Here is a 20399-nt window from a genome sequence, read left to right on the forward strand (position 1 = left end):
ATTCTGTGAAATTTTTTTCTCAACATCTATATGATCATCAATCTGCTGCTTGCTCTACTAGGTTTTATACTCTCTACTGCTAAACTCGACTACACTGAGTAGCCTTAAGACTAGACAGCTAGATAGGTTGAAAGGCATGTTAGATGATCTCATTGATGGGCTAAGAAAAATCGCACTGTGGGTGTTAAGTGCCAGTTTTATCGGCTTGGGTTTTTGGGCTTACCCCACGATCAAAGATCATCTGAATGCTACCCAACAAACCAATATAGCTAATCCTAAGCCCACTATTGCAGTCAACCAAGTCACAGCACTCATTAAAGCCGCCGAACCTCAACGCCCTGATCCTAAAAGCTGGGCTATTGATATGCTAGATGTATTAAAACAACATGGTCTGGCTCAAAGTAAAGAAAATGTTTGCTCTATTATTGCGGTCGTTGATCAAGAGTCTGGCTTTGTGGCTAATCCTGCCGTGCCTAATTTAGGCAAACTATCTGAAAAAGCCGTCATTAATAAGCTCAATCAAATCCCTATTTTAGGCGGACAAGCTGAAAAATTTTTAAATACCTTTCCTGATCCTAAGCAAAGTTTTATGGCACGCATTCGCAGTGCACGTACTGAGCGCGATTTAGATTTAGCCTATCGTGATTTAATCACCGAATTATCTAAGCGTTATAAATTCGATTTTTTGATCAAAAATAGTCTAGCGCGTAATTTAATAGAGGGGCAAAATGAAATTGATACCATTGGGTCTATGCAAGTTGCGGTGAGCTTTGCGGTACAATATGAAAGGGAACAACGCCAAGGTAAAGCCTTAAGCTTAGAGGAAATATATCAAGTGCGTGATAAACTCTATACTCGAAAAGGAGGGCTATTTTACGGTACTTTATTATTATTAGGCTATGAAACGGGTTATGATCGTAAAATCTATCGCTTTGCGGATTTTAATGCGGGACGCTATGCCAGTCGTAATGCTGCTTTTCAAGCACTGATTAGTGAATTAACCGCACAAAAACTCATGCTGGATGGTGATTTACTCATTTATAGCTCATCAGGCACTATTACTAATACCCTGAGCCAAACTGAAAATGCTCTGCGTCTATTAAACCTTAAATACTCATTGAATTTAACCGACAAAAAGATTCGCAGCGATCTGATGTTAGAAAAGTCACAAAACTTCAAAGACACTCAAACTTATAAGCTAGTGCGCGAGCTTTACCAAAAACAAACTAAACACAAACCCGTCTATGCCATTATTCCGACTATCACGCTCAATAGTGAAAAAACTTCACGGATTCTCACTACCGAACGCTTTGCTATTAATGTGAATCAACGCTATCAAACTTGTATGAAACGCTAAGCACTTGATAACTGAGCTAATACACAATGCACTTGACCTGCATGCAATTGCTTATGAATCGTTAAATTCCACTGGCTTAAATCTAGCTCCAGCTCGCGCTCGTATTCTAAATAAATATACCCCTGAGGGGCTAATAGTTGCTTGTCTTGAATGCGTTCTAAGACCATTGGCAGCCAATTATGATGAAATGGAGGGTCAAGAAAAATAATATCGAAAGGAATAGTGGCTTGATCTAAATAACTTAAAGCCTCTTGATGATAGACCTCGGCATTTAATGCTTTGAGCGTATTGATATTAGTTTGCAAGGTAGCTGCCGCTTTAGGGTGCTTTTCCACTAGGACTAACTCACTCGCCCCGCGTGATAAGGCCTCTAACCCTAATGCACCACTACCCGCAAACAAGTCTAAACATCTAGCGCCACGTACCGGAAACTGCAACCAATTAAATAAAGTTTCACGCACCCGATCAGGTGTGGGACGTAAGCCTTCAAGGGCTAAAATGGGCAAGCGGCGACTGCGCCACTGCCCAGCGATAATACGTAATTGATGCGCACCCGCGTGCTGCTTAGGAGGCGGGTTGGGCTTCATCCGCTTTCGGCTCAGTGGGTTGATCCTTAGAGGGAGCTGTAGTGCTAGGATTGTTATTCTCACCTTGCTCTGGCTTTTTGGTCTCCGAAGCTTCTTCTGCCTTCGGCTCCTTGGCTTCTGCTGTGGCAGAAGGACCTACCACCACGGTAAGCATTTTATCTAGCTGGAGGCGGCGCTTAAATACTTCGATTACCTGCTCACGCGTGATGGCATTGACCTTATCGGTAAAGGTATCTAAATAATCTAAGGGCAAACCATAAAAACCAATCACTCCTAAATACTCGACGATATCGTCATTACTCGCAGTCCGTAGCGGGAAGCCACCTGTAATATCTTTTTTTGAGGCTGATAATTCAGTCTCGGTAGGTCCCTCTTCTTGGAATTTTTTCAGAGTGTCCAGCACCACTTGCAAGGCCTCAGCGGTTTGGTCTTGTTTAGTTTGCAAACCTACTTGGAAAGGACCTAACTGCGCTAAGGGCATAAAATAGCTATACACGCTATAACTTAAACCGCGTTTATTGCGCACTTCCTGCATTAACCGCGATGTAAAACCGCCCCCACCTAAAATATGATTACCTAAATACATCACATAAAAATCATCGTCACCGCGTTTATTACCGGGCTGACCCACTAAAATATGAGACTGTCCCGAAGGAAAATCGACCGTAACCGCTTTAGGCTCGGTTAAAGCAGCGACTTCAGCTAAGGGAGCAGCAGCTTCGCCTTGCCCTAATACCGCTGCAATTTTCTGGGCAATCGCTTCAGCTTGCGCTCGATCTACTGCCCCTACGATGGCTAATACCGCGTTTTTACTGACATAGTATTGTTGATAGAACTCTTTCAAGTCATTAATGGTGAGTGAGTTGATACTATCTTCTGTGCCATTTTTAGGTATTGAGTAGGGGTGTGTACCGTATAAATTGCTATAAAAGGCTTTACTAGCAATGCTTTCAGGTGACTGCTTTTCAGCCGCTAAACTGACTAAAGTCAGCTTTTGGAAGTTTTTAAATTCTTTGGCAGGAAAAGTAGGCTTACCTAATACTTTGAGCCAGGTGTCTAATGCCTTTTGTTGTTGCTCCGGCAAAGTAATAGTGCGCAACGCTAGCCATGCCATATCTAGACTCGTACCATTAGTAGCAATAGCACCAACTGATTCAAAGGCTTCAGCAATTTGATCAGCATTTAACTCATCAGCCCCTTGATCCAAAATACCATTGGTAAAACTCGCCATTCCCGGCCGATCACCGTCGCGTGCCCCTCCGGCATCGAATACTAAGCGCAAATCCAGCATAGGCAGCGTAGGTGCTGCTACAAAATAGACTCTTAAACCTTCAGGTGTTGTCCAATGCTCGATTTTAGGCGCTGCCCAAGCAGGGTAAGCTAATAGCGCCATCAGGGCTATTAGCAGCCATTGACCTATCCAGCGTATTGTTATGCTCTTCATTATTATTTAGCCCTCAAACCTTAAGAGTTAGCGCACAAAAGTTGGTGCAAAGCGCGGTTTAGATTTATCAATGGGTTGAGGCACTAATTCAGCGATGGTCAAATGATCCTCGATCAAATACTTTTGCGCCACTTGCTGAATTTGCTCAGGTGTAATAGCCAGTATTTTGTCTACATACTCGTCCATCACTTTATACCCCAAACCCACGGTTTCTAAAGAACCTAATACAGTCGCCTGATGCTGAAGTGAATCACGCTCATAGATTTCGCTCGCTATCACCTGAGCTTTTACCCGTGCTAGTTCTTCCGTGGAGACCTGCTCTTTACGTAGACGCTCGACCTGCGCTAAGAGTTCGGCTTTAACCGTATCAATCGGCACATCTTTAGCGGGCGTACCATTCATAACTAATAAATGCGGCATACGACCAAAGCCGTTATACCAAGCACCCGCCGAAGCTAATAGCTCTTTACCGCGCACTAAGTCACGACTTAAACGCGAGCTACTTCCACCATCTAAAATACTGGACAATACTTCTAAAGCATAAGGCTCCCAAGCCTCATCGGCTTTAGCACTCACCAAAGCAGGGGTTTTATAGCCCAACATAATATAGGGCAACTCAGCAGGCGCTTTGACTTGAATGGTGCGTAAACCTTTTTGTGCTGTCTCAACCTGAGGTTTTTGTGGCACTAATTCACTAGGCTTTAATGACCCATAATACTTTTTAGCCATTTCAAACACTTGATCCGGCTCCACATCCCCCACTACGACTAGGACTGCATTATTAGGGGCATACCAGCGCTCATACCACGCTCTTAAGTCTTCTACCTTAAGATTTTCCAAATCAGTCATCCAACCAATCACCGGATTATGATAGGGACTATTCATAAAGGCCGTCGCCATGAATTGTTCATAGGTTAATGCATTAGGATTATCTTCAGTACGCCAACGGCGTTCTTCTTGTACCACTTTTAATTCTTTTTTGAACTCATCAGGCGGTAAAGTTAGCCCCCTCACTCGATCGGACTCTAAGTCCATCGCTACTTCTAGGCGGTCATTAGCAACTACTTGATAATAGGCGGTGTAATCCTGTCCAGTAAATGCATTATCCTCCGCACCATTCTCACCAATAATGCGATTGAACTCACCGGTGGGGTATTTTTTGGTTCCTTTAAACATCATGTGTTCGACCACATGGGAAATTCCCGTGATCCCACCGTGCTCATAACTCGAACCGACCTTATACCACAGTTGGGAAACAACAACGGGCGCACGCTTATCTTGCTTTACAAGAATTTTCAACCCATTATCAAGGTTAAACTCATAAATAGGCGCAGATACCTGAATACGGTCGGCCGCCTGAGTCAAGGGTGTGACCGTGCATAACCCAATGATTAATGCTACTTTTGATAGAGAGCTTAATAGGCTGCTGGTCTTAATGTTTTCGCTGGCAAGTGATAGTATTCGTTGCATTTGTGATTCTAGCTTGTTTAGCGGATAAAATTTTAATCTGGATTGTACGATGTTTGGTTTCGGAAAGAAAAAAAAGCAGGACGCGACCCACTCGGTTTCCCCCGAAACTGAGTCTAGTATCGCCCCATCCACGCCTCAAGTCGAGGAACCCATCAAAAAAGAAGGGCTGTTTGCACGCTTAAAACGCGGCCTTGCCAAAACAGGCAGCTCGATTACTGAGGGCATGAGTACCCTATTTCTTGGCAAAAAGAAAATCGATGATGAAGTACTCGAAGAACTCGAAACACGCCTATTAATGGCCGATGTGGGTATGGAAGCCACGAGCGCTATTATGAAAAATCTCACTCAGCGCGTGAGCCGTAATGAGCTAGCGGATCTCGATGCTTTAATGCAAGCACTAGAAGCTTTAATGAGCGATGTACTCAAAACTTGCCAAGCTCCTCTAACCATTAAAACAGAGCATCAGCCCTTTGTTATTTTAATGGTGGGTATAAATGGCGCGGGTAAAACCACTACGGTTGGCAAACTGGCTAAAAAATTCCAGCAGGAAGGCAAATCAGTGATGCTAGCCGCAGGTGATACCTTCCGTGCAGCCGCTGTCGAGCAATTAAAAATTTGGGGTGAGCGCAATCAAATTCCCGTGATTGCCCAAGGTTCAGGGGCTGACTCTGCCTCAGTCATTTTTGATGCAGTGCAAGCCGCTAAAGCACGTCACATTGATATATTAATTGCTGACACCGCCGGACGTTTACATACCCAATCTAACCTCATGGAAGAGCTGCGAAAAGTAAAACGCGTGATGCAAAAAATTGACGCTCAAGCGCCACACGAAGTCATGCTGATTCTCGATGCGAGTATTGGTCAAAATGCGTTAGTACAGGCTAAACAATTTAATGAAGCTTTAGGGGTGACAGGGCTAACTGTTACCAAATTAGATGGTACAGCTAAAGGCGGTATTTTGTTTGCTATTGCACAACAACTCAAAATTCCAGTGCGCTATATTGGCGTGGGTGAAAGCATTGATGATTTACAAGTCTTCGATGCTAAATCTTTTACCCAAGCACTACTCTCTGGAGCCGAGACTAAGTGATTGAGTTTACGAAGGTAGGCAAACGTTATCCCACGGGGCAATTGGCACTGTATAATGTCAATTTGAGTCTTGAAGCGGGTGAGATGATCTTTATTACCGGACACTCTGGGGCTGGTAAAAGTACCTTATTAAAGCTGATTGCTCTGTTAGAGCGCCCCACGACAGGGGAAATTATTGTCAGTAATACCCCTCTAAGCAAAATGCGCCCTAGCCAAATTCCCGCCTATCGACGCCGCATTGGTTTTATTTTCCAAGATCCCCATCTACTGCATGACCGCAATGTGTTTGATAATGTAGCTCTCCCCCTAGTCATTTCAGGCATGGGTCAAGCCGAAATTCGCCGCCGCGTGAATGCCGCCTTAGATAAAGTCGGATTACTCAATAAAGAACGCAGTTATCCCCTAATGCTTTCGGCTGGGGAAAAACAACGGGTCGGTATTGCGCGGGCGGTGGTCAATCGCCCTACGATTATTCTGGCGGATGAACCAACAGGTAATCTGGACCCCGAATTAGCACAAGATATTATGTATACTTTCTCACAATTCAATGAGTTAGGTGCTACGGTACTCATTGCCAGCCACGATCATCAGTTAGTAGAACGGATGCAAAAACGCACGATTGTGTTGCAAAAGGTCGACCCCTAAATGGCTAAACGTCAGAAAAATGCTACCCCCATGCCCACCAACACGACACCCGAAACTAAAAAACCCCGTACTCAGACACGCCCCTCTGGTTCACGTTTAGTTTCTGCTTGGTGGAATCAACAAAAGCATGCGATGCAATTTAGTTTGCAGCGTTTATGGTTTAACTCCATTTCTACTTGGATTACTTTAGCCACTATTGCCATTGCCTTATCGCTACCTACTAGCATGCACCTGTTATTAAAAAATTTACAAACCCTCACCGATGATAAGCGTGAAGTCCCCACCATTACTTTATTTTTAAAAAAATCAGTGAATGAACAACAAGCAAAAGATCGCGCCGAATTACTCTCTGAATTAAACGAAGTTTATCGCGCTCAAGTCATTACCCGCGATGAAGGCTTAGCCGATTTTAGGCAAATTAGTGGCTTTGCTGAAACACTAGAAAGCCTTAAAGATAATCCTTTTCCCCATGTGATTGTGGTTACCCCTAAGTTGGATGCGATTGGTGAATTAGATGAGGATATTGATCGCTTTACCCGTAAACTAAAGGCTTATCCTGAGGTGGATAATGTACAAATTGATATTGAATGGGTACAAAAATTACGTACTATCTTTGATATTGTTGAGCGTATTGTATTAGTAGTTTCCATTTTATTAGGCTTAACTGTGTTATTAGTCATTGGGAATACTATTCGCCTTGATATTGAAAACCGCAGAGAGGAAATAAAGGTAACACGCCTCATTGGAGCTACTAATGCTTATGTACGTCGCCCCTTTTTATATGGGGGCATTTGGCTAGGGTTATTCGGAGGCATTTTAAGTTTAGCTATTGTACAAATCGCTTTTATGTTTTTAATTAACCCCGTGCAAAAATTGGCTACCCAATATGGTAGCACCTTTACCTTAAGTGGGTTAGCGCCCTCAATGACCCTTAATATTTTACTGGCTAGTATTATTTTAGGTCTAATAGGGGCATGGATCGCCGTAGGTCGACATTTACGTAAAGCCGAGATGAGCGACTAATCTAAAGTCGGCGCAAACACTTTGCCATACGCAGGTGGTTCTGGTGCGAGTGGCTCGGCAGGAGGAAGCGGCTCAGATACGACAGCCGGAGGGTCGGGTGGCGCAGGTGGAATCAGTGGCAGCGGAGCTAGAGGAGCCAAAGGCGGAGGGGGGACATTATTCGGATTAGTATAATTAGCGCCGTCAAATGCTTGATAACCCTGATAACTAGGCGCAACTGGTGCTGGGGGGGGAGTGGGAATAGTCCAAGTTAACTGTGGCGCGGCGGGCGCTGTCCAAGTGGTAATAGTATTACTCGCCCAATTAGGATAAATGAGTGCCTGATTAGGGTTAGCTCTAGCAGTCGGTACACTCAGATAAGATGAATGAGTAGTAGGCGCTGTCACATTGGGAACCTGAGCACTCGCGCTACTGCCATTATACAAGGGTACTAAAGGGTTAGCGGCAATCGCAGCCGCAACCGGATAAGCACTACTACGCGGTAACTCATACGCGGTTAAGGGCTTTACCGTTGGCACGGTAGCTAAGTTATTAAACCACGGATTATAACCCTGTGTGACGGGCGGATAGACACCTTGAGCTATAGTAGGCTGATTGAGCGTTTGCCAATGAGGATAATTAAAACCATTCCCCCAAGCCCCTCCCCAAGGTCTAAAACCTTGCATCCCCTGATTACCCCAAGCATTCAAGGCGGTGGCGGCATGATTAGCCCCCCAAGGATTCATATAACTCAAATAACGATTATTAGCCCAAGCGCCTGATGGCATAGGCATGGCTGTCCAAGGATTAAATTGATTTCCTGCATAGTTATAGTGAGTAGCTGGGGTAGGTAAAGTTCTCCTTTGAGTAGCAGCATTCACATTATAATTAGGATAGCTTGCCACCACCGTGCGACCATAAACCGGATAAGTGGTAACTTTTAAGCTATCTTCAAAAGGTAAATCGGTAGGCCACTCAATTGCCCATGCAGATTGCAAGGCAGGGGCTACCATACCCACGAGGGTAGCTAAAACACGCATGCTCCATCGTCTCCTAAGCTAGTTTCAAGCGCGGTACGGCGGCCAGTAAAGTCTGGGTATAAGGGTGTTTAGGTGCACCACATACTTGGGCCGTTACGCCCTGCTCTACTATTTGACCTTTATACATTACCACGGTTTCATCACTTAAATATTCGACGACGCCAATATTATGAGTTATGAACAATAAAGTCAGGTTTTGTTGTGCTCTTATATCTAATAATAGTTCTAATATTTCTGCTTGTACCGATACATCCAAGGCGCTGGTGATCTCATCACACACAATAAAACGCGGATTAAGCACTAATGCCCGCGCTAAACCAATACGTTGGCGTTGACCTCCCGAAAACTCATGCGGATAACGCCACAGATACTCACGCTTTAATTGTACTTGCTCCAAAATTTGCGCAGCACGCTCAATACGCTCTTCTTGGTTATGACCTATACCATGCACTTTCATCGGTTCGGTCAAAGTCGTTTCAATTAATAAGCGTGGATTAAGTGAGGACTGAGGGTCTTGAAAAGCAATCTGCATTTTAGGCCGCCATTTACGCAGCTCACTTTGTGAGAGTTGGGTTAAATCAGTGCCTTCTAAAAGGATTTTACCCGCACTCACGCGCTCTAATTGAATAATTGCTCGTCCTAAAGTGGTTTTACCGCACCCTGACTCCCCGACTAAAGCAACAATTTTACCCTGCTGAATATTCAGACTGACATTATCTACCGCTTTGACATAATCTACGGTGTGCCGCCACAAACCTTTTTTAATCGGGAACCACACACTAGCATTTTGCACTTGAATCAATGGTTCTGGCTCATTAGCGGCTTTCTTTAAATCAATCGGATAGCGAGGAGTTAGCGGTTTAAATTCTACTACCACTGACTTTTGTTTAATCAAATTATCGGGCACAGCGGCGAGGAGTTGTTTGGTATAGCTGTGTTGGGGCTGAGTCAGTACTTGTTCCTTAGAACCTAACTCCACCATACGCCCCTGCTGCATCACTCCTACTTGATGCGCCATTTCCGCTACTACCCCAAAATCATGGGTAATAAATAGCATCGCCATCCCCATGTCATCTTGGAGCTTACGCATCAGCTTTAAAATTTCAGCCTGCACTGTAACATCGAGAGCGGTAGTGGGTTCATCAGCAATGAGCAAACGCGGCTTACAAATCAAAGCCATAGCAATCATTACACGCTGCCGCTGCCCTCCTGATAGCTGATGCGGATAGGCATGAATACGCTCTTTAGGATTAGGTAATTGGACTTGTTGAAGTACCGTTAAAACGCGCTGCTCTACCTCATTAGGGGCTAACTCTGGTTCATGCAGCAAGAGAGCTTCCGCAATTTGTTCACCAATAGTGAATACCGGATTGAGTGAGGTCATAGGTTCTTGGAAGATCATCGAGATTTGCGAACCGCGAATGTGACACAATTGCTCTTCGGTTAATTGCAATAAATCCACGCTCTCAACAGGGGCAGTACTCTCACTCTCATCTCGATAATAGCTCACGGCACGCTTAGCATAACCTAAACGTTTAGCGGCTAAGGCAGCCTCAGGCGTGGTAGGTGTATGGATTTCAATTCCTGAGCCTTGCCACCACACTTCACCGGTGGGATGCGAGACTAAGCCCTGAGGAAATAAACCTAAAATCGATAAAGCGGTAATAGACTTACCACTACCCGACTCACCGACGAGACAAAGCGTCTCGCCTTGATTGATTTTAAAACTAATGCCATCCACGGCCTGTATGCTACCGGAATGGGTATTAATATAAGTGCGTAAATTTCTTACTTCTAATAGGCTCATGTTTTAACCCCCGCACGACTGGACATTTTGGGATCAATCGCATCGCGTAAGGCTTCCCCTATCAGGTTGTAGGCAAATACGGTCATAAAAATAGCGCCCCCCGGAAATACGGCCATCCACCAATTAAAGGTCGAAGATTTCACTGCTTGATCAAGCATTTGCCCCCACGAAGGATCATCGACTAAGCCTAAACCTAAAAAGCTTAAAGTCGCCTCCGCCAAAATAGCCGAAGCTACCCCAAAACTGGCTGCAACCAATAAAGGCGCTACCCCATTAGGCAGCATATGGCGAAACAGAATAGAGCTGAGCGGTAAACCGGAAGCCACAGCAGCCTGCACATAATCTTGCTTACGTAATTTTAAAAATTCAGCACGAATATAACGCGCATAGCCAGACCAACTCGTGACTCCAATAATGACCATCATGATATAAAGGCTTGGTTTAAAAAAGGCTACGAAGGTGAGGAGTAAGAACAAAGTTGGTATGGCTTCAAAAATCTCAACCAAACGCATTCCTAACATATCAACCCAGCCCGCAAAATAGCCCATTAACCCGCCAATAATAATCCCCAACACCATAGCAATACTGGTTGCGACCAGACCAATACTCAAAGCAATCCGTGAAGCATGGATCATACGGCTCAATACATCCGCACCATTTTCCTCCGTACCCATTAAATGAATACGCTGGTCTTTAACTTTTAGAGGAGCCTCTAATCCGGTATCACCATAATCACGTAAATAATCTTTAGGGGCATAAGGAATAGGCGGCATAATGCGCCAATCAGCTTGGGTATAAGGAGCAGCACGAAATTGATCATAAATAACAAGGGGCTTAGTAGGAAAATAAAAATAGGCTAAAACACCCACTGTAGTACAAACTGTTAATAATAGAATAATAGCTGCGCGAATATAGTATTTTAAAGGTAGGAAATAAATGAGTACTACTACCAAAAAAGCACTTAATACCACCCAATCTTCAATGGTTAAATACTCAATAACCGGAAAGCTAATCTCACCCTTGAGACTCATAACTAAGGGCATACTATTCGCTAAAAAGGGAGCAAACACCGCTGCTATCACTAAAATCCCGACCCAAACCAAGCCCACTTTAATCCCCATACCACTCAATGCTTTTTTGAGTACGCGCTGGGTTAATGTTTCTGGGGCTTTGGCTTTAGTCGGTACTATCGGTACTTGCTTATTAAAATTAGGACGATTCACCTGTAGTTTTTTAGGGGCGGGTTTGCGCCAACGCTGGAGTAATTTAGTCATACGCCACCCGTGGATCAGCAAAGGTATAAAGAATATCGGCAATCAAATAGCCAATCAGGGTCAGAAAACCACTAATCAGAGTAATGGAGAGCACTAATTCACGATCACGGTTTTTTACCGCATCAATCGCTAATTGCCCCATACCATTAATACTAAAAATATTTTCTACAATTAAAGAGCCTGCCAAGAGACTAGGTAATAAACCTGCGATAATGGTAATTAGCGGCAATAAACTATTGCGGAACACATGCGTCCACAAAACATCTTTTTGGCTTAAGCCTTTGGCTCTAGCAGTACGGGCATAATCAGCGTGCAGATTTTCTAAGACTGAGGAGCGTGTGATTTTCGCTAGGGCAGCACCCGCTCCATAAGTCAAACAAATGATCGGTAAAACTAGATGCCATGCTCGATCTATTAAAAAGCCTCGAATATAGCCCTGATCTAAGGTTTGATAAGCCAATGCGCCACCGACTATTAAACCAAACAGCGCTAAGCCCATTACCCGTAGCGGTGCATAATCAATAGCGGCAATCGCCCCCACACTTAAAGCACCGAGCAAAGGAATTAACACCCATACCAAAGTGGATTGTTGGCCGTGGTCTTGTGCCATAGCCACTCCAGCGACTAAGCCAAATAAGGCGGCAATCGCCACTCGAATTTTGGTTTCAGGCCAACGACTCAACCACACCATGAGCATCGTACCGAGCATCATACCGCCAAAAAACTTTAAGGCGTCTATAGCTGAACCCCAATGCGGCATATAGGGCATATCTTGCGCGGCGCGGCTCCCTATTCCAGCAGTGGGGAACCATTGCCAATGCTGCACATTGGCAAAAAAACCTAGTAATAGTACCCCTGCTAGCATGACTGGAATCGACCACAAAGCGAGCATAATCACATTAGAACTAACATCAAAACGACTGCCGCTTTCATTAGCGGCTTTAACGCCTAATACGATGGCACCGATATAAATTAAGGGGATAGTAATCACATTAAGCAGTAAGGTAATGGGGATACGCTCGGCTAGTACTTCAGCAACGGGGCGGTTATAGGCAAAACTGGTTCCTAAATCAGAACCTTTAGTGAAAGAAAATCCACTCAACTCGTGTTGCTCATTGGTGGTAAAACCAATCGGTGACACATTATTCAACCAGCGCAAATACTGCACCGGAGCTGGATCATCTAAGCCATAACGCTTATTGTAATAATCTAAGAGTGCCTGTCTTTCATTCGGCTTCATAGAGCCTTCCACCAACGATTGAGGCGAAATGCCACCGGGCGATGCCGCCATGACCGCAAATACTACGATGGTAATTCCCAATAACGTCGGAACCATCAGCAAAATACGACGCATTAAATAGGTCAGCATGCCCCATGATCTCCTTTATTGGCTATAACGCTGCATAGGTTTAGGCACGTAGGTTTCTCCCGGAATCAAACCTAAATTGAGTCCTATCTTAGTCATTTGCACGTTTTGAATACGTTTATCAACAAATAACAGGGTCTTGCGTCTAAATAAGAAGGTATACGGTTGATCCTCATGTAACAGCGCCTCTGCCTCTTTCCATAAGGGCATACGTTTAGCTTCATCCACGGTAGCACGCGCTTGATCAATTAACTTATCCAGTGCTGGGTTTTGGTAGTTAATAAAATTATCTCCACCCGTTTTAGTTTGTGAGCCGTGGAACATTTGATAAATATCGGTCTCAATACCACTCGTCCAGCCTAAAGTAATCGCTTCAAAGGTGCGCTTGTCCAAGGCTTCTATCATGACCGGCCACTCTTGAGGGAAAGGAGTCATGCGGATTCCGGCTCTGGCGTATAAATCTTTGAGCAGCAATACCATACGTTTAGTGTCTTCATTAGCATCATTGTAGCTGAGCTTAAACTCTAGGGGCTGACCGTCTTTATCGAGTACACCGTCATTATTACTATCGATAAACCCTGCTTCTTTTAATAGTGCTTGCGCACGCGCTAAGTCATAAGGCCAAGGACTAATGGTAGGATTATGTTGCTTACTGGTCGGGCTAAAAGGACTGACTGCAATCTCACCATACCCTAAAAATATATCCTTAATCAGACGCTCACGATCTGTTATCAATGTCATCGCCTGACGCACGCGCTTATCTGCAAATAGCGTGGGTTTACCATTGATTTGCTGATTCCACGCAATATAGGTATAGCCCGCGACTGGTGGCATATATTCAAAATTTTGGCTCTTAGACATAATCTGAGTATCTTCTTTTAGTGTTTGATACTCTTTCGGACGCGCTCCATAACTATCAATTTCACCATTACGATAGGTCGTTAAACGGGCACTGTCATTTTTAATAATGCGCCACAATAACCGATTATAGGTCGGTGCTAAGCCCCAATAGCGCTCATTACGTACTAACTCAACCGTACCCTTATCAGGTGTCCAATTCGCATTATCCGGTAATTTATACGGACCACTGCCGACTAAAATGGCTTTAGATTCATTAAACTCTAGCGGCTTTTTGAGATAAGGCTCATAAATATGCTTGGGCAAAATAGACAAAGAACCCGCTAGCTCAAACGCTTCAAAATAAGGCTCTTTAAAAATAAATTCGACGGTGTATTTATCTAAGGCTTTGACACTGGCAATTTTCTCTAAATATGCCCGCGAGCGTGCCGCTGCAATATCCTCTGTCATAATAAAGGTAAAGGTAAAAGCCACATCCTCAGCCGTCAGTGCTACTCCATCTGCAAAGCGCACATCGTCACGCATCTTAAAGGTAATGGTTAAACCGTCGGGGCTAGTCGTCCAGCTTTTAGCAATCAAGCCCTGCCACTCTAAGGTGTCGGGATTACGATTAATTAAGCTTTCTAAAATATAACTTTGAATCTCAGACGCATACGCATCACTGGAGACTAGAGGCGTTAATGTTTTTAGTTCCTGTCCAAATGCATCGACTTGCCAATCACCTTGGGCATAATCGGGTTTTTGAGTGGCTGCCAGCGCCCGTTGAAAGGCTGGAGCGATGGACTCATTAGAACGTGGTGCATTGGTGCTACTCATACTACTGGCACTCGCCTGCGCTGTAGCTGTGGTGGGTGCAGAATTAACTACCGGAACAGGAGCACTCACTACACTCGCACTATTACGCCAAGTTTGTAGTTCTCTAGTTTGATTCGCTAAAGTGGTTTGGATGGTTTTTAATTCCTTCCATTGGCGATCTACTTGGTACATGAGACTCAGTAGTAGTGTGACTAAAGTGATTAAAATTAAGTATAAAATTAAGTCACTGGCTGTGAATTTTTTCTGCATCATTGTTCCACTCAACCGTATTTACTAGGGACTATAGAGCATTCTAGGGGTCTTTGGGTAGAGGATGAACTATTAGCAGGGTATAGCAGAGCTATGCAAGCCTGCTTATGCCCTATCCAGTTGCTTAGACTTCAGGTTAAGATTCAGCTTTGCCCCTACCCCAGCTTACCTATGTCTACACCGCCCCTATTCCATCCGCGTGCTTTACAAAAAGCCCTGAAATCTGCCTCGATTCTCAAAGACGGCGCGATTCCCGCTAAGCATTTAAAGCTCTTAGAAGGCTGGCATAAGGTGATTACGGATGGTTCGATTCACAACCTGAGTGAATTGAGTTTGCAGGCTAATGTTTCTAGTAGTCTGTGTGAGGGCGTTTTAGGGTATAGCAGCTTTACGAATCGCCATAAAAAGACCGGAGTTTGGACGCTAGCGAATGAGAAAACTATCAAAGGTATCGGGCGGGTAGATTTAGGCTTTGGCAAATTCACCCAAGAAAGCCAACGGTTGATAGCGCCCTTTGAATTAAAATCACCTAAAACCACGAATATGGATATTCCCCTCTTGGGGCGCAAACTCTCGACCGTCGACCAAGCCGCTAAATATGCACAAAACAGTGAAGGACAAGCACAATGGTTTTTAGTCTCTAACTGTCTTGAAATTCGGCTGTATAAATACCCCTATTCGGATAGCGTTTATCAACGCTGGCTAATTGCCGACTTGATTAAACCGGAGGTGTACGAAACCTTTATTTTATTATTGAGTGCGGACTATCTACTCTCTGGTAAAACGCAAAAGCTGTTTGAAGCCAGTCTACAAGTTGAAAAGGATATTACCAACCAGCTCTATACCGATTACCGACATATTCGGGTCAAGCTGATTAATGGGATGAAGCGCGAAAATAACCGCATCCGCCGTGAAAGCATGGTAGCCCGCGCTCAAATGCTGTTAGACCGTGTGCTGTTTATTGCCTATGCCGAAGATTGTGGTTTATTGCCAGAACGTACTTTAGTCACCTACCTCAACACAGGGGGCGTGATTAGTGCGTGGGATATGTTGAAGCTACTGTTTAAGTACATTGACCAAGGCAATAAAGATAAACACATTCCTAAATATAACGGTGATCTGTTTAAACCGAATGACGACCTCGACAGCCTCTCGATTAGTGACGAACTCTTAGCAGAACTCAAAATACTCAGTGCTTATGACTTTGCTACCGATGTGAGTGTGACCATTTTAGGGCATATCTTTGAGCAATCGATTGCCGATTTAGACCAGATTTATGAAGCGGTCACGGAACATGACGATTTAGAACTCAATACTCAGCAGCAAGGTACAAGCGGCAAGCGTAAACAAGATGGGGTGGTCTATACGCCTGATTTTATTACGCAGTGGATAGTTGAGAATACCCTAGGCGGCTACTTAGCTAAACGTAAGGCTAGTATGGATGCGCCCCCCGATTCAGCAGCATGGTGGCTAGCCTATCGGCAACTTCTAGCCACGACGCGCATTGTTGATCCGGCGTGTGGCAGTGGTGCGTTTTTAGTAGCGGCGTTTCAGTACTTAAAGACCGAGTACCAGACGGTGAATACCCGTTTAGCCGAATTAGGGGAAAAAGGCGATTTATTCGGGCTGGATTTAAACCATGATATTTTGACTAATAACTTATTCGGGGTAGATATTAACGCCGAATCGGTCGAGATTGCGCGGCTCTCACTCTGGTTAGTCACGGCTGAAATCGGTAAGCCTTTGACCTCACTCAAAGACAATATCAAGCAAGGCAATAGCCTTATTGCGGATAAGACCCTAGATAAGCGTGCTTTCAGTTGGCAAGGCAATTTTAAAGAGTTTGATGTGGTGCTAGGGAATCCGCCTTATGTGCGTCAAGAGCGTTTGAGTGCGATTAAGCCCTATTTAGAGGCGCATTATAAGACTTATCATGGGGTCGCTGATTTATATACTTACTTTTTTGAGTTGGGTGTAGGTCTACTGAAAAAAGGCGGGATGATGGGCTTTATTAGTTCCTCGACCTTTTTTAGGACAGGCAGTGGTGAAAACTTGCGACGCTTTTTGCAGGTAGAGGCGAATTTAAGAAGTATTGTGAATTTTGGCGATTTACAGATTTTTGAAGGGGTGACGACTTATCCGGCGATGGTAGTGCTAGAAAAGCCTAGCGGTAAAGCACGAAAAAGTGCACCCGCTCAAGCGTTTGATTTTCTGAATATTACTTCACCCAACCTAGACGCATTAGGGGCGGAACTGCAAGAGGCTAGCTTTGGCTCGATGTTGCAAAGTGACTTAGGGCTAGAGGGGTGGCGTTTGGAGGATGAACGCTTGCAGGCTTTAAGGGAAAAGATTGCAAAAGGTAAGCCTACTCTTAAAAGTCTGAATAAGCAGCCATGTTACGGCATAAAAACCGGACGTAATGAGGCTTTTGTTATTGATAAACTCACCCGTGATCAACTAATTAAAGCGGACTTCAAGTCAAATGAAATCATTAAACCCTTTTTAGAGGGTAAAGACTTTAAAAAATGGCACATAGAACCTAGAGAACTGTACTTAATATTCACTAGACGCGGTATCGATATAAACGCCTACCCTGCTATTAAAAAACATCTTGAACAATACCGTACTATATTAGAACCCAAACCCTCTACTTTTAAGGGAAACAATTGGGAAGGTAGAAAAGCCGGAAACTATCAATGGTATGAAATACAAGATCCTGTTGAGTATTATAGTTACTTTGAACAACCTAAAATAACCTATGGTCATTTTTCCCCAAATGCCTTATTTAGCTTTGATACAAAAGGCTATTACTCTAACGATAAGTCATACATTATCCCTAATGCAGACTTTTACTTATTGGGCTTACTCAATTCGTCAGTGCATTGGTTTTTAATTAAAGCCCTATGCCCAGCGGTAAGAGGCGGTTTTCATGAAGTCAGAGTCTATTACATCGAAACCCTACCTATTCCTACCCCCACCGATACCCAAAAGAATACGATTGCTACCCTAGCCCAAACCTGCCAAACCCTAGCAGAACAACGCTACCAACTCCAAGACACCCTACGCCGTCAAATCATTACCCTGTGCCCTAAAGACCAAGACGCTAAACTCTCCACCAAATTAGCGAACTGGTGGGAACTCGACTTCACCGACTTCAAAGCCGAAATCAAAAAAGTCTTTAAATACGCCCTGCCTATTAAAGAAAGTATCGATTGGGAACAAGCACTAAACCGCCTCAAAACCGACATTGAAACCCTAAGCCTAACCCTAGCCACCACAGAACGAGAACTCAATCAAGCGGTCTATGAACTCTTTGAATTGACACCCGATGAAATTGAATTACTAGAGGCGAATTTGAAGTAACCTAAAATAGTTGGTTATTTCATTCATAATGAAAACGACAAGCCGCAATATAAATACAGCCATCTTCGGGCAAATAAACCAAGCGGTGCTCTTTATCAATGCGCCGCGACCAATAGCCAGTCAAATTGCCCTTAAGTGGTTCAGGTTTGCCCGTTCCCTTAAAGGGATCAGTACGGCATTCCGCTAATAAGGTATTAATCTTAGCTACTTTCTCAAGATCATTATCTTGCCAATACAAATAATCCGCCCACGCATGATCCGTCCACGCGAATACTACTTGCTTAGCTTCTTGCTTATTTTTCGCTTTTTGCTTGGCGTTCAAGATCAACCAACTCCCGAACCTGCGTTTTCCCTGCTTTAATTTGCGCCACAGACTCCATTAAACGCTGAGCATTTTTCGGAGTACTCAACAGATAGAGCGTCTCCTGCATACTATTAAAATCCTCTAGGGACATCATCACCACATGCTCACCGCGCTGGCGTGTAATGACTGTAGGCTCGTGGTGGATACAAACACTGTCCATAGCTTGTTTAAAATTAGCTCGCACCTCAGTGTAAGTTAGTACATTCATCCGTATTCACACTATTGAGTAGTTACTTAAAAGCGACATTTTGATCGAGTAATGCCATGAGTAATCGTACAGAACATTGTACTACTATTCAAATCAAAGTAGGAATTTAGACATTTACCGAGAGGGTTGGGGTTGGTGCTAAGTAATTTACCTAAAAGATGTTTCGTTCGTTTCGTTTAATAGCTGCTTACACTATACTGAGCACTGTAACAAAACCCGGTGGAACAGACCTATGACTGCCTTAAGAAGCTACCAAATACCTACCCAAGAGGAAGCCGCACTTGCTGTCGAAAGCAGTCGCTTATTGGCGGCTTGCATCGGCAAAGGAGATAACGCCGCTCTCCCTCTACAAAATGGCACTGACGTATTGCAAATACCTGTGAAAGCTATTCGCTTGCTAGTTGACATCTTGGAGGCGATGGCACGCGGTGAAGCTATTTCTCTCATTCCCATACATGCTGAGTTATCCACTCAAGAAGCAGCTAACCTACTGAATGTTTCACGCCCCTACTTAGTTAAATTACTGGAAAATGGGACTATCCCTCACCATAAAGTAGGCGTTAGACGTAAAGTCCTCTTCAAAGACCTCATGGAGTACAAACAAAAAAGTAACCAAACCAGCCGCGAGCTATTGAATCAGTTGACAGAAGAAGCTCAAGAACTGGAAATGGGGTATTAGTTTGGATGCTCAATTAACTGTTTTGCTGGATGCTTGTGTCTTATATCCTGCGCCATTACGTGATTTTCTAATGCGCTTGGCACTTACTGGAGTAGTTCGTGCGCGGTGGACTGCACATATTCATGAAGAATGGATACGCAATGCTATCAAAAACCAACCACAGTTGACCCGCGAACGCCTTGAAAAAACCGCTGCCCTGATGAATCAGGCTATTGAAGATTCACTGATTAGCCACTATGAGCCTTTGATTACAGGTCTAACGCTACCCGACGAAAATGATAGACATGTGCTAGCGGCTGCTATTAAAGGCAATGCCCAAGTTATTGTAACCTTTAATTTGAAAGACTTTCCGAGTAGTCATTTAGCGCCCTTTGAGATAGAGGCATTACACCCTGACAACTTTATTAGTCACTTGATAGAAAACTATCCAGAAGCGGTTCTATTAGCAGCACGGGAACAAAGGCGTAGCCTCAAAAAGCCACCTAAAACCGTTGAGGAGTTTTTAGACACTCTATTACGCCAACAACTACCTAGTACTGTGTCTTACCTCAATCAGCACCGTGAGCTGATTTAGTAGCTTTTTAAATCTTACCCTCAAAAGCAAAAAGCCCTGTAAGCTATTCACTTACAAGGCTTTTAATTTGGTGCCGGCAACCGGAATCGAACTGGTGACCTACTGATTACAAGTCAGTGAGTACCTTGTTTTTAGACTGTCACACTGGTTTTCATGCCCCTCTACTAAGCCCACTCTATAAGCCTTTCTTGTTTCCTGAGTGTTTTA

The 20399-nt window shown here is 44.1% G+C and carries 17 protein-coding genes; 7 read left to right on the forward strand and 10 right to left on the reverse strand.

Annotation, left to right across the window (positions count from 1 at the left end):
* Positions 1 to 136 precede the first annotated feature (136 nt).
* Positions 137 to 1357 (forward strand): DUF1615 family protein, encoded by a 1221-nt coding sequence (locus tag IPL34_RS00160; RefSeq protein ID WP_296835881.1) that lies wholly within the window; start codon positions 137 to 139, stop codon positions 1355 to 1357.
* Here the strand turns inward: IPL34_RS00160 and rsmD are convergent.
* The 3 genes from rsmD to IPL34_RS00175 are packed head-to-tail and all read right to left on the reverse strand — an operon-like array spanning position 1354 to position 4858.
* Positions 1354 to 1944: a 16S rRNA (guanine(966)-N(2))-methyltransferase RsmD gene (rsmD, locus tag IPL34_RS00165; RefSeq protein WP_296835885.1), complete on the reverse strand. Its 591-nt coding sequence runs from the start codon at positions 1942 to 1944 to the stop codon at positions 1354 to 1356. The two genes, IPL34_RS00160 and rsmD, sit on opposite strands and share 4 nt — an antisense overlap.
* Positions 1922 to 3388: a pitrilysin family protein gene (locus IPL34_RS00170; protein ID WP_296835890.1), complete on the reverse strand. Its 1467-nt coding sequence runs from the start codon at positions 3386 to 3388 to the stop codon at positions 1922 to 1924. Before IPL34_RS00170 ends, rsmD begins: the two co-directional genes overlap by 23 nt.
* 27 nt (positions 3389 to 3415) lie before the next feature.
* Positions 3416 to 4858, reverse strand: coding sequence for a pitrilysin family protein (locus tag IPL34_RS00175; RefSeq protein ID WP_296835893.1), 1443 nt, complete (start codon positions 4856 to 4858; stop codon positions 3416 to 3418).
* A gap of 49 nt (positions 4859 to 4907) precedes the next feature.
* Between IPL34_RS00175 and ftsY the strand changes: the two genes are divergently transcribed.
* Genes ftsY through ftsX form a run of 3 tightly spaced genes read left to right on the forward strand, consistent with a single transcriptional unit; the run spans position 4908 to position 7615 of the window.
* Positions 4908 to 5948: a signal recognition particle-docking protein FtsY gene (gene ftsY / locus IPL34_RS00180; protein ID WP_296835896.1), complete on the forward strand. Its 1041-nt coding sequence runs from the start codon at positions 4908 to 4910 to the stop codon at positions 5946 to 5948.
* On the forward strand, positions 5945 to 6592 hold the full coding sequence (gene ftsE, locus IPL34_RS00185) for a cell division ATP-binding protein FtsE (RefSeq protein ID WP_296835899.1): 648 nt from the start codon (positions 5945 to 5947) through the stop codon (positions 6590 to 6592). The genes ftsY and ftsE overlap by 4 nt, the downstream gene beginning before the upstream one ends.
* Positions 6593 to 7615 (forward strand): permease-like cell division protein FtsX, encoded by a 1023-nt coding sequence (gene ftsX / locus IPL34_RS00190; protein ID WP_296835902.1) that lies wholly within the window; start codon positions 6593 to 6595, stop codon positions 7613 to 7615.
* On the opposite strand, the gene IPL34_RS00195 is transcribed toward ftsX, so the two are convergent.
* The 5 genes from IPL34_RS00195 to IPL34_RS00215 are packed head-to-tail and all read right to left on the reverse strand — an operon-like array spanning position 7612 to position 15007.
* Entirely contained in the window at positions 7612 to 8634 is a 1023-nt protein-coding gene (locus IPL34_RS00195; protein ID WP_296835905.1) for a hypothetical protein, read from the reverse strand. The genes ftsX and IPL34_RS00195 overlap by 4 nt on opposite strands.
* 13 nt (positions 8635 to 8647) lie before the next feature.
* Positions 8648 to 10441 carry an ABC transporter ATP-binding protein gene (locus IPL34_RS00200; RefSeq protein WP_296835907.1) on the reverse strand — a complete coding sequence of 598 codons (1794 nt, stop codon included), beginning with the start codon at positions 10439 to 10441 and terminating at the stop codon, positions 8648 to 8650.
* Positions 10438 to 11715, reverse strand: coding sequence for an ABC transporter permease (locus IPL34_RS00205; RefSeq protein WP_296835910.1), 1278 nt, complete (start codon positions 11713 to 11715; stop codon positions 10438 to 10440). Before IPL34_RS00205 ends, IPL34_RS00200 begins: the two co-directional genes overlap by 4 nt.
* Positions 11708 to 13084, reverse strand: a complete 1377-nt coding sequence (locus IPL34_RS00210) for an ABC transporter permease (RefSeq protein ID WP_296835913.1) — start codon at positions 13082 to 13084, stop codon at positions 11708 to 11710. Before IPL34_RS00210 ends, IPL34_RS00205 begins: the two co-directional genes overlap by 8 nt.
* 15 nt (positions 13085 to 13099) lie before the next feature.
* A complete protein-coding gene (locus IPL34_RS00215) occupies positions 13100 to 15007 on the reverse strand; it encodes a peptide-binding protein (protein ID WP_296835915.1) in 1908 nt (635 codons plus the stop codon).
* A gap of 168 nt (positions 15008 to 15175) precedes the next feature.
* Here IPL34_RS00215 and IPL34_RS00220 point away from each other — a divergent pair, with 168 nt between their 5' ends.
* Positions 15176 to 18367, forward strand: a complete 3192-nt coding sequence (locus IPL34_RS00220) for a TaqI-like C-terminal specificity domain-containing protein (RefSeq protein WP_296835917.1) — start codon at positions 15176 to 15178, stop codon at positions 18365 to 18367.
* A 19-nt stretch (positions 18368 to 18386) separates the two neighbouring features.
* Here IPL34_RS00220 and IPL34_RS00225 read toward each other — a convergent pair whose 3' ends face one another.
* Both IPL34_RS00225 and IPL34_RS00230 read right to left on the reverse strand, forming a co-directional pair.
* On the reverse strand, positions 18387 to 18689 hold the full coding sequence (locus tag IPL34_RS00225; protein ID WP_296835921.1) for a Txe/YoeB family addiction module toxin: 303 nt from the start codon (positions 18687 to 18689) through the stop codon (positions 18387 to 18389).
* Positions 18661 to 18939, reverse strand: a complete 279-nt coding sequence (locus IPL34_RS00230) for a type II toxin-antitoxin system Phd/YefM family antitoxin (RefSeq protein ID WP_296835924.1) — start codon at positions 18937 to 18939, stop codon at positions 18661 to 18663. The genes IPL34_RS00225 and IPL34_RS00230 overlap by 29 nt, the downstream gene beginning before the upstream one ends.
* Positions 18940 to 19171: 232 nt before the next feature.
* Between IPL34_RS00230 and IPL34_RS00235 the strand changes: the two genes are divergently transcribed.
* Both IPL34_RS00235 and IPL34_RS00240 read left to right on the forward strand, forming a co-directional pair.
* Positions 19172 to 19618, forward strand: coding sequence for a helix-turn-helix domain-containing protein (locus tag IPL34_RS00235; RefSeq protein ID WP_296835927.1), 447 nt, complete (start codon positions 19172 to 19174; stop codon positions 19616 to 19618).
* A 1-nt stretch (position 19619) separates the two neighbouring features.
* The gene (locus IPL34_RS00240; RefSeq protein WP_296835930.1) at positions 19620 to 20192 is read left to right on the forward strand and encodes a PIN domain-containing protein; all 573 of its coding nucleotides are present in this window, start codon (positions 19620 to 19622) and stop codon (positions 20190 to 20192) included.
* Positions 20193 to 20399 lie beyond the last annotated feature (207 nt).

Origin of the sequence: Thiofilum sp., assembly GCF_016711335.1 — a bacterium.
Lineage (GTDB): Bacteria > Pseudomonadota > Gammaproteobacteria > Thiotrichales > Thiotrichaceae > Thiofilum.

What these genes read in the sequence shown, in the direction of transcription:
- IPL34_RS00170 (WP_296835890.1), bottom strand. Translation starts at nt 3,388, where the DNA reads ATGAAGAGCATAACAATACGCTGGATAGGTCAATGGCTGCTAATAGCC.
- ftsY (WP_296835896.1), top strand. Translation starts at nt 4,908, where the DNA reads ATGTTTGGTTTCGGAAAGAAAAAAAAGCAGGACGCGACCCACTCGGTT.
- IPL34_RS00175 (WP_296835893.1), bottom strand. Translation starts at nt 4,858, where the DNA reads ATGCAACGAATACTATCACTTGCCAGCGAAAACATTAAGACCAGCAGC.
- IPL34_RS00220 (WP_296835917.1), top strand. Translation starts at nt 15,176, where the DNA reads ATGTCTACACCGCCCCTATTCCATCCGCGTGCTTTACAAAAAGCCCTG.
- IPL34_RS00195 (WP_296835905.1), bottom strand. Translation starts at nt 8,634, where the DNA reads ATGCGTGTTTTAGCTACCCTCGTGGGTATGGTAGCCCCTGCCTTGCAA.
- IPL34_RS00210 (WP_296835913.1), bottom strand. Translation starts at nt 13,084, where the DNA reads ATGCTGACCTATTTAATGCGTCGTATTTTGCTGATGGTTCCGACGTTA.
- IPL34_RS00160 (WP_296835881.1), top strand. Translation starts at nt 137, where the DNA reads ATGTTAGATGATCTCATTGATGGGCTAAGAAAAATCGCACTGTGGGTG.
- ftsX (WP_296835902.1), top strand. Translation starts at nt 6,593, where the DNA reads ATGGCTAAACGTCAGAAAAATGCTACCCCCATGCCCACCAACACGACA.
- IPL34_RS00215 (WP_296835915.1), bottom strand. Translation starts at nt 15,007, where the DNA reads ATGATGCAGAAAAAATTCACAGCCAGTGACTTAATTTTATACTTAATT.
- IPL34_RS00230 (WP_296835924.1), bottom strand. Translation starts at nt 18,939, where the DNA reads ATGAATGTACTAACTTACACTGAGGTGCGAGCTAATTTTAAACAAGCT.
- IPL34_RS00205 (WP_296835910.1), bottom strand. Translation starts at nt 11,715, where the DNA reads ATGACTAAATTACTCCAGCGTTGGCGCAAACCCGCCCCTAAAAAACTA.
- rsmD (WP_296835885.1), bottom strand. Translation starts at nt 1,944, where the DNA reads ATGAAGCCCAACCCGCCTCCTAAGCAGCACGCGGGTGCGCATCAATTA.
- IPL34_RS00200 (WP_296835907.1), bottom strand. Translation starts at nt 10,441, where the DNA reads ATGAGCCTATTAGAAGTAAGAAATTTACGCACTTATATTAATACCCAT.
- IPL34_RS00235 (WP_296835927.1), top strand. Translation starts at nt 19,172, where the DNA reads ATGACTGCCTTAAGAAGCTACCAAATACCTACCCAAGAGGAAGCCGCA.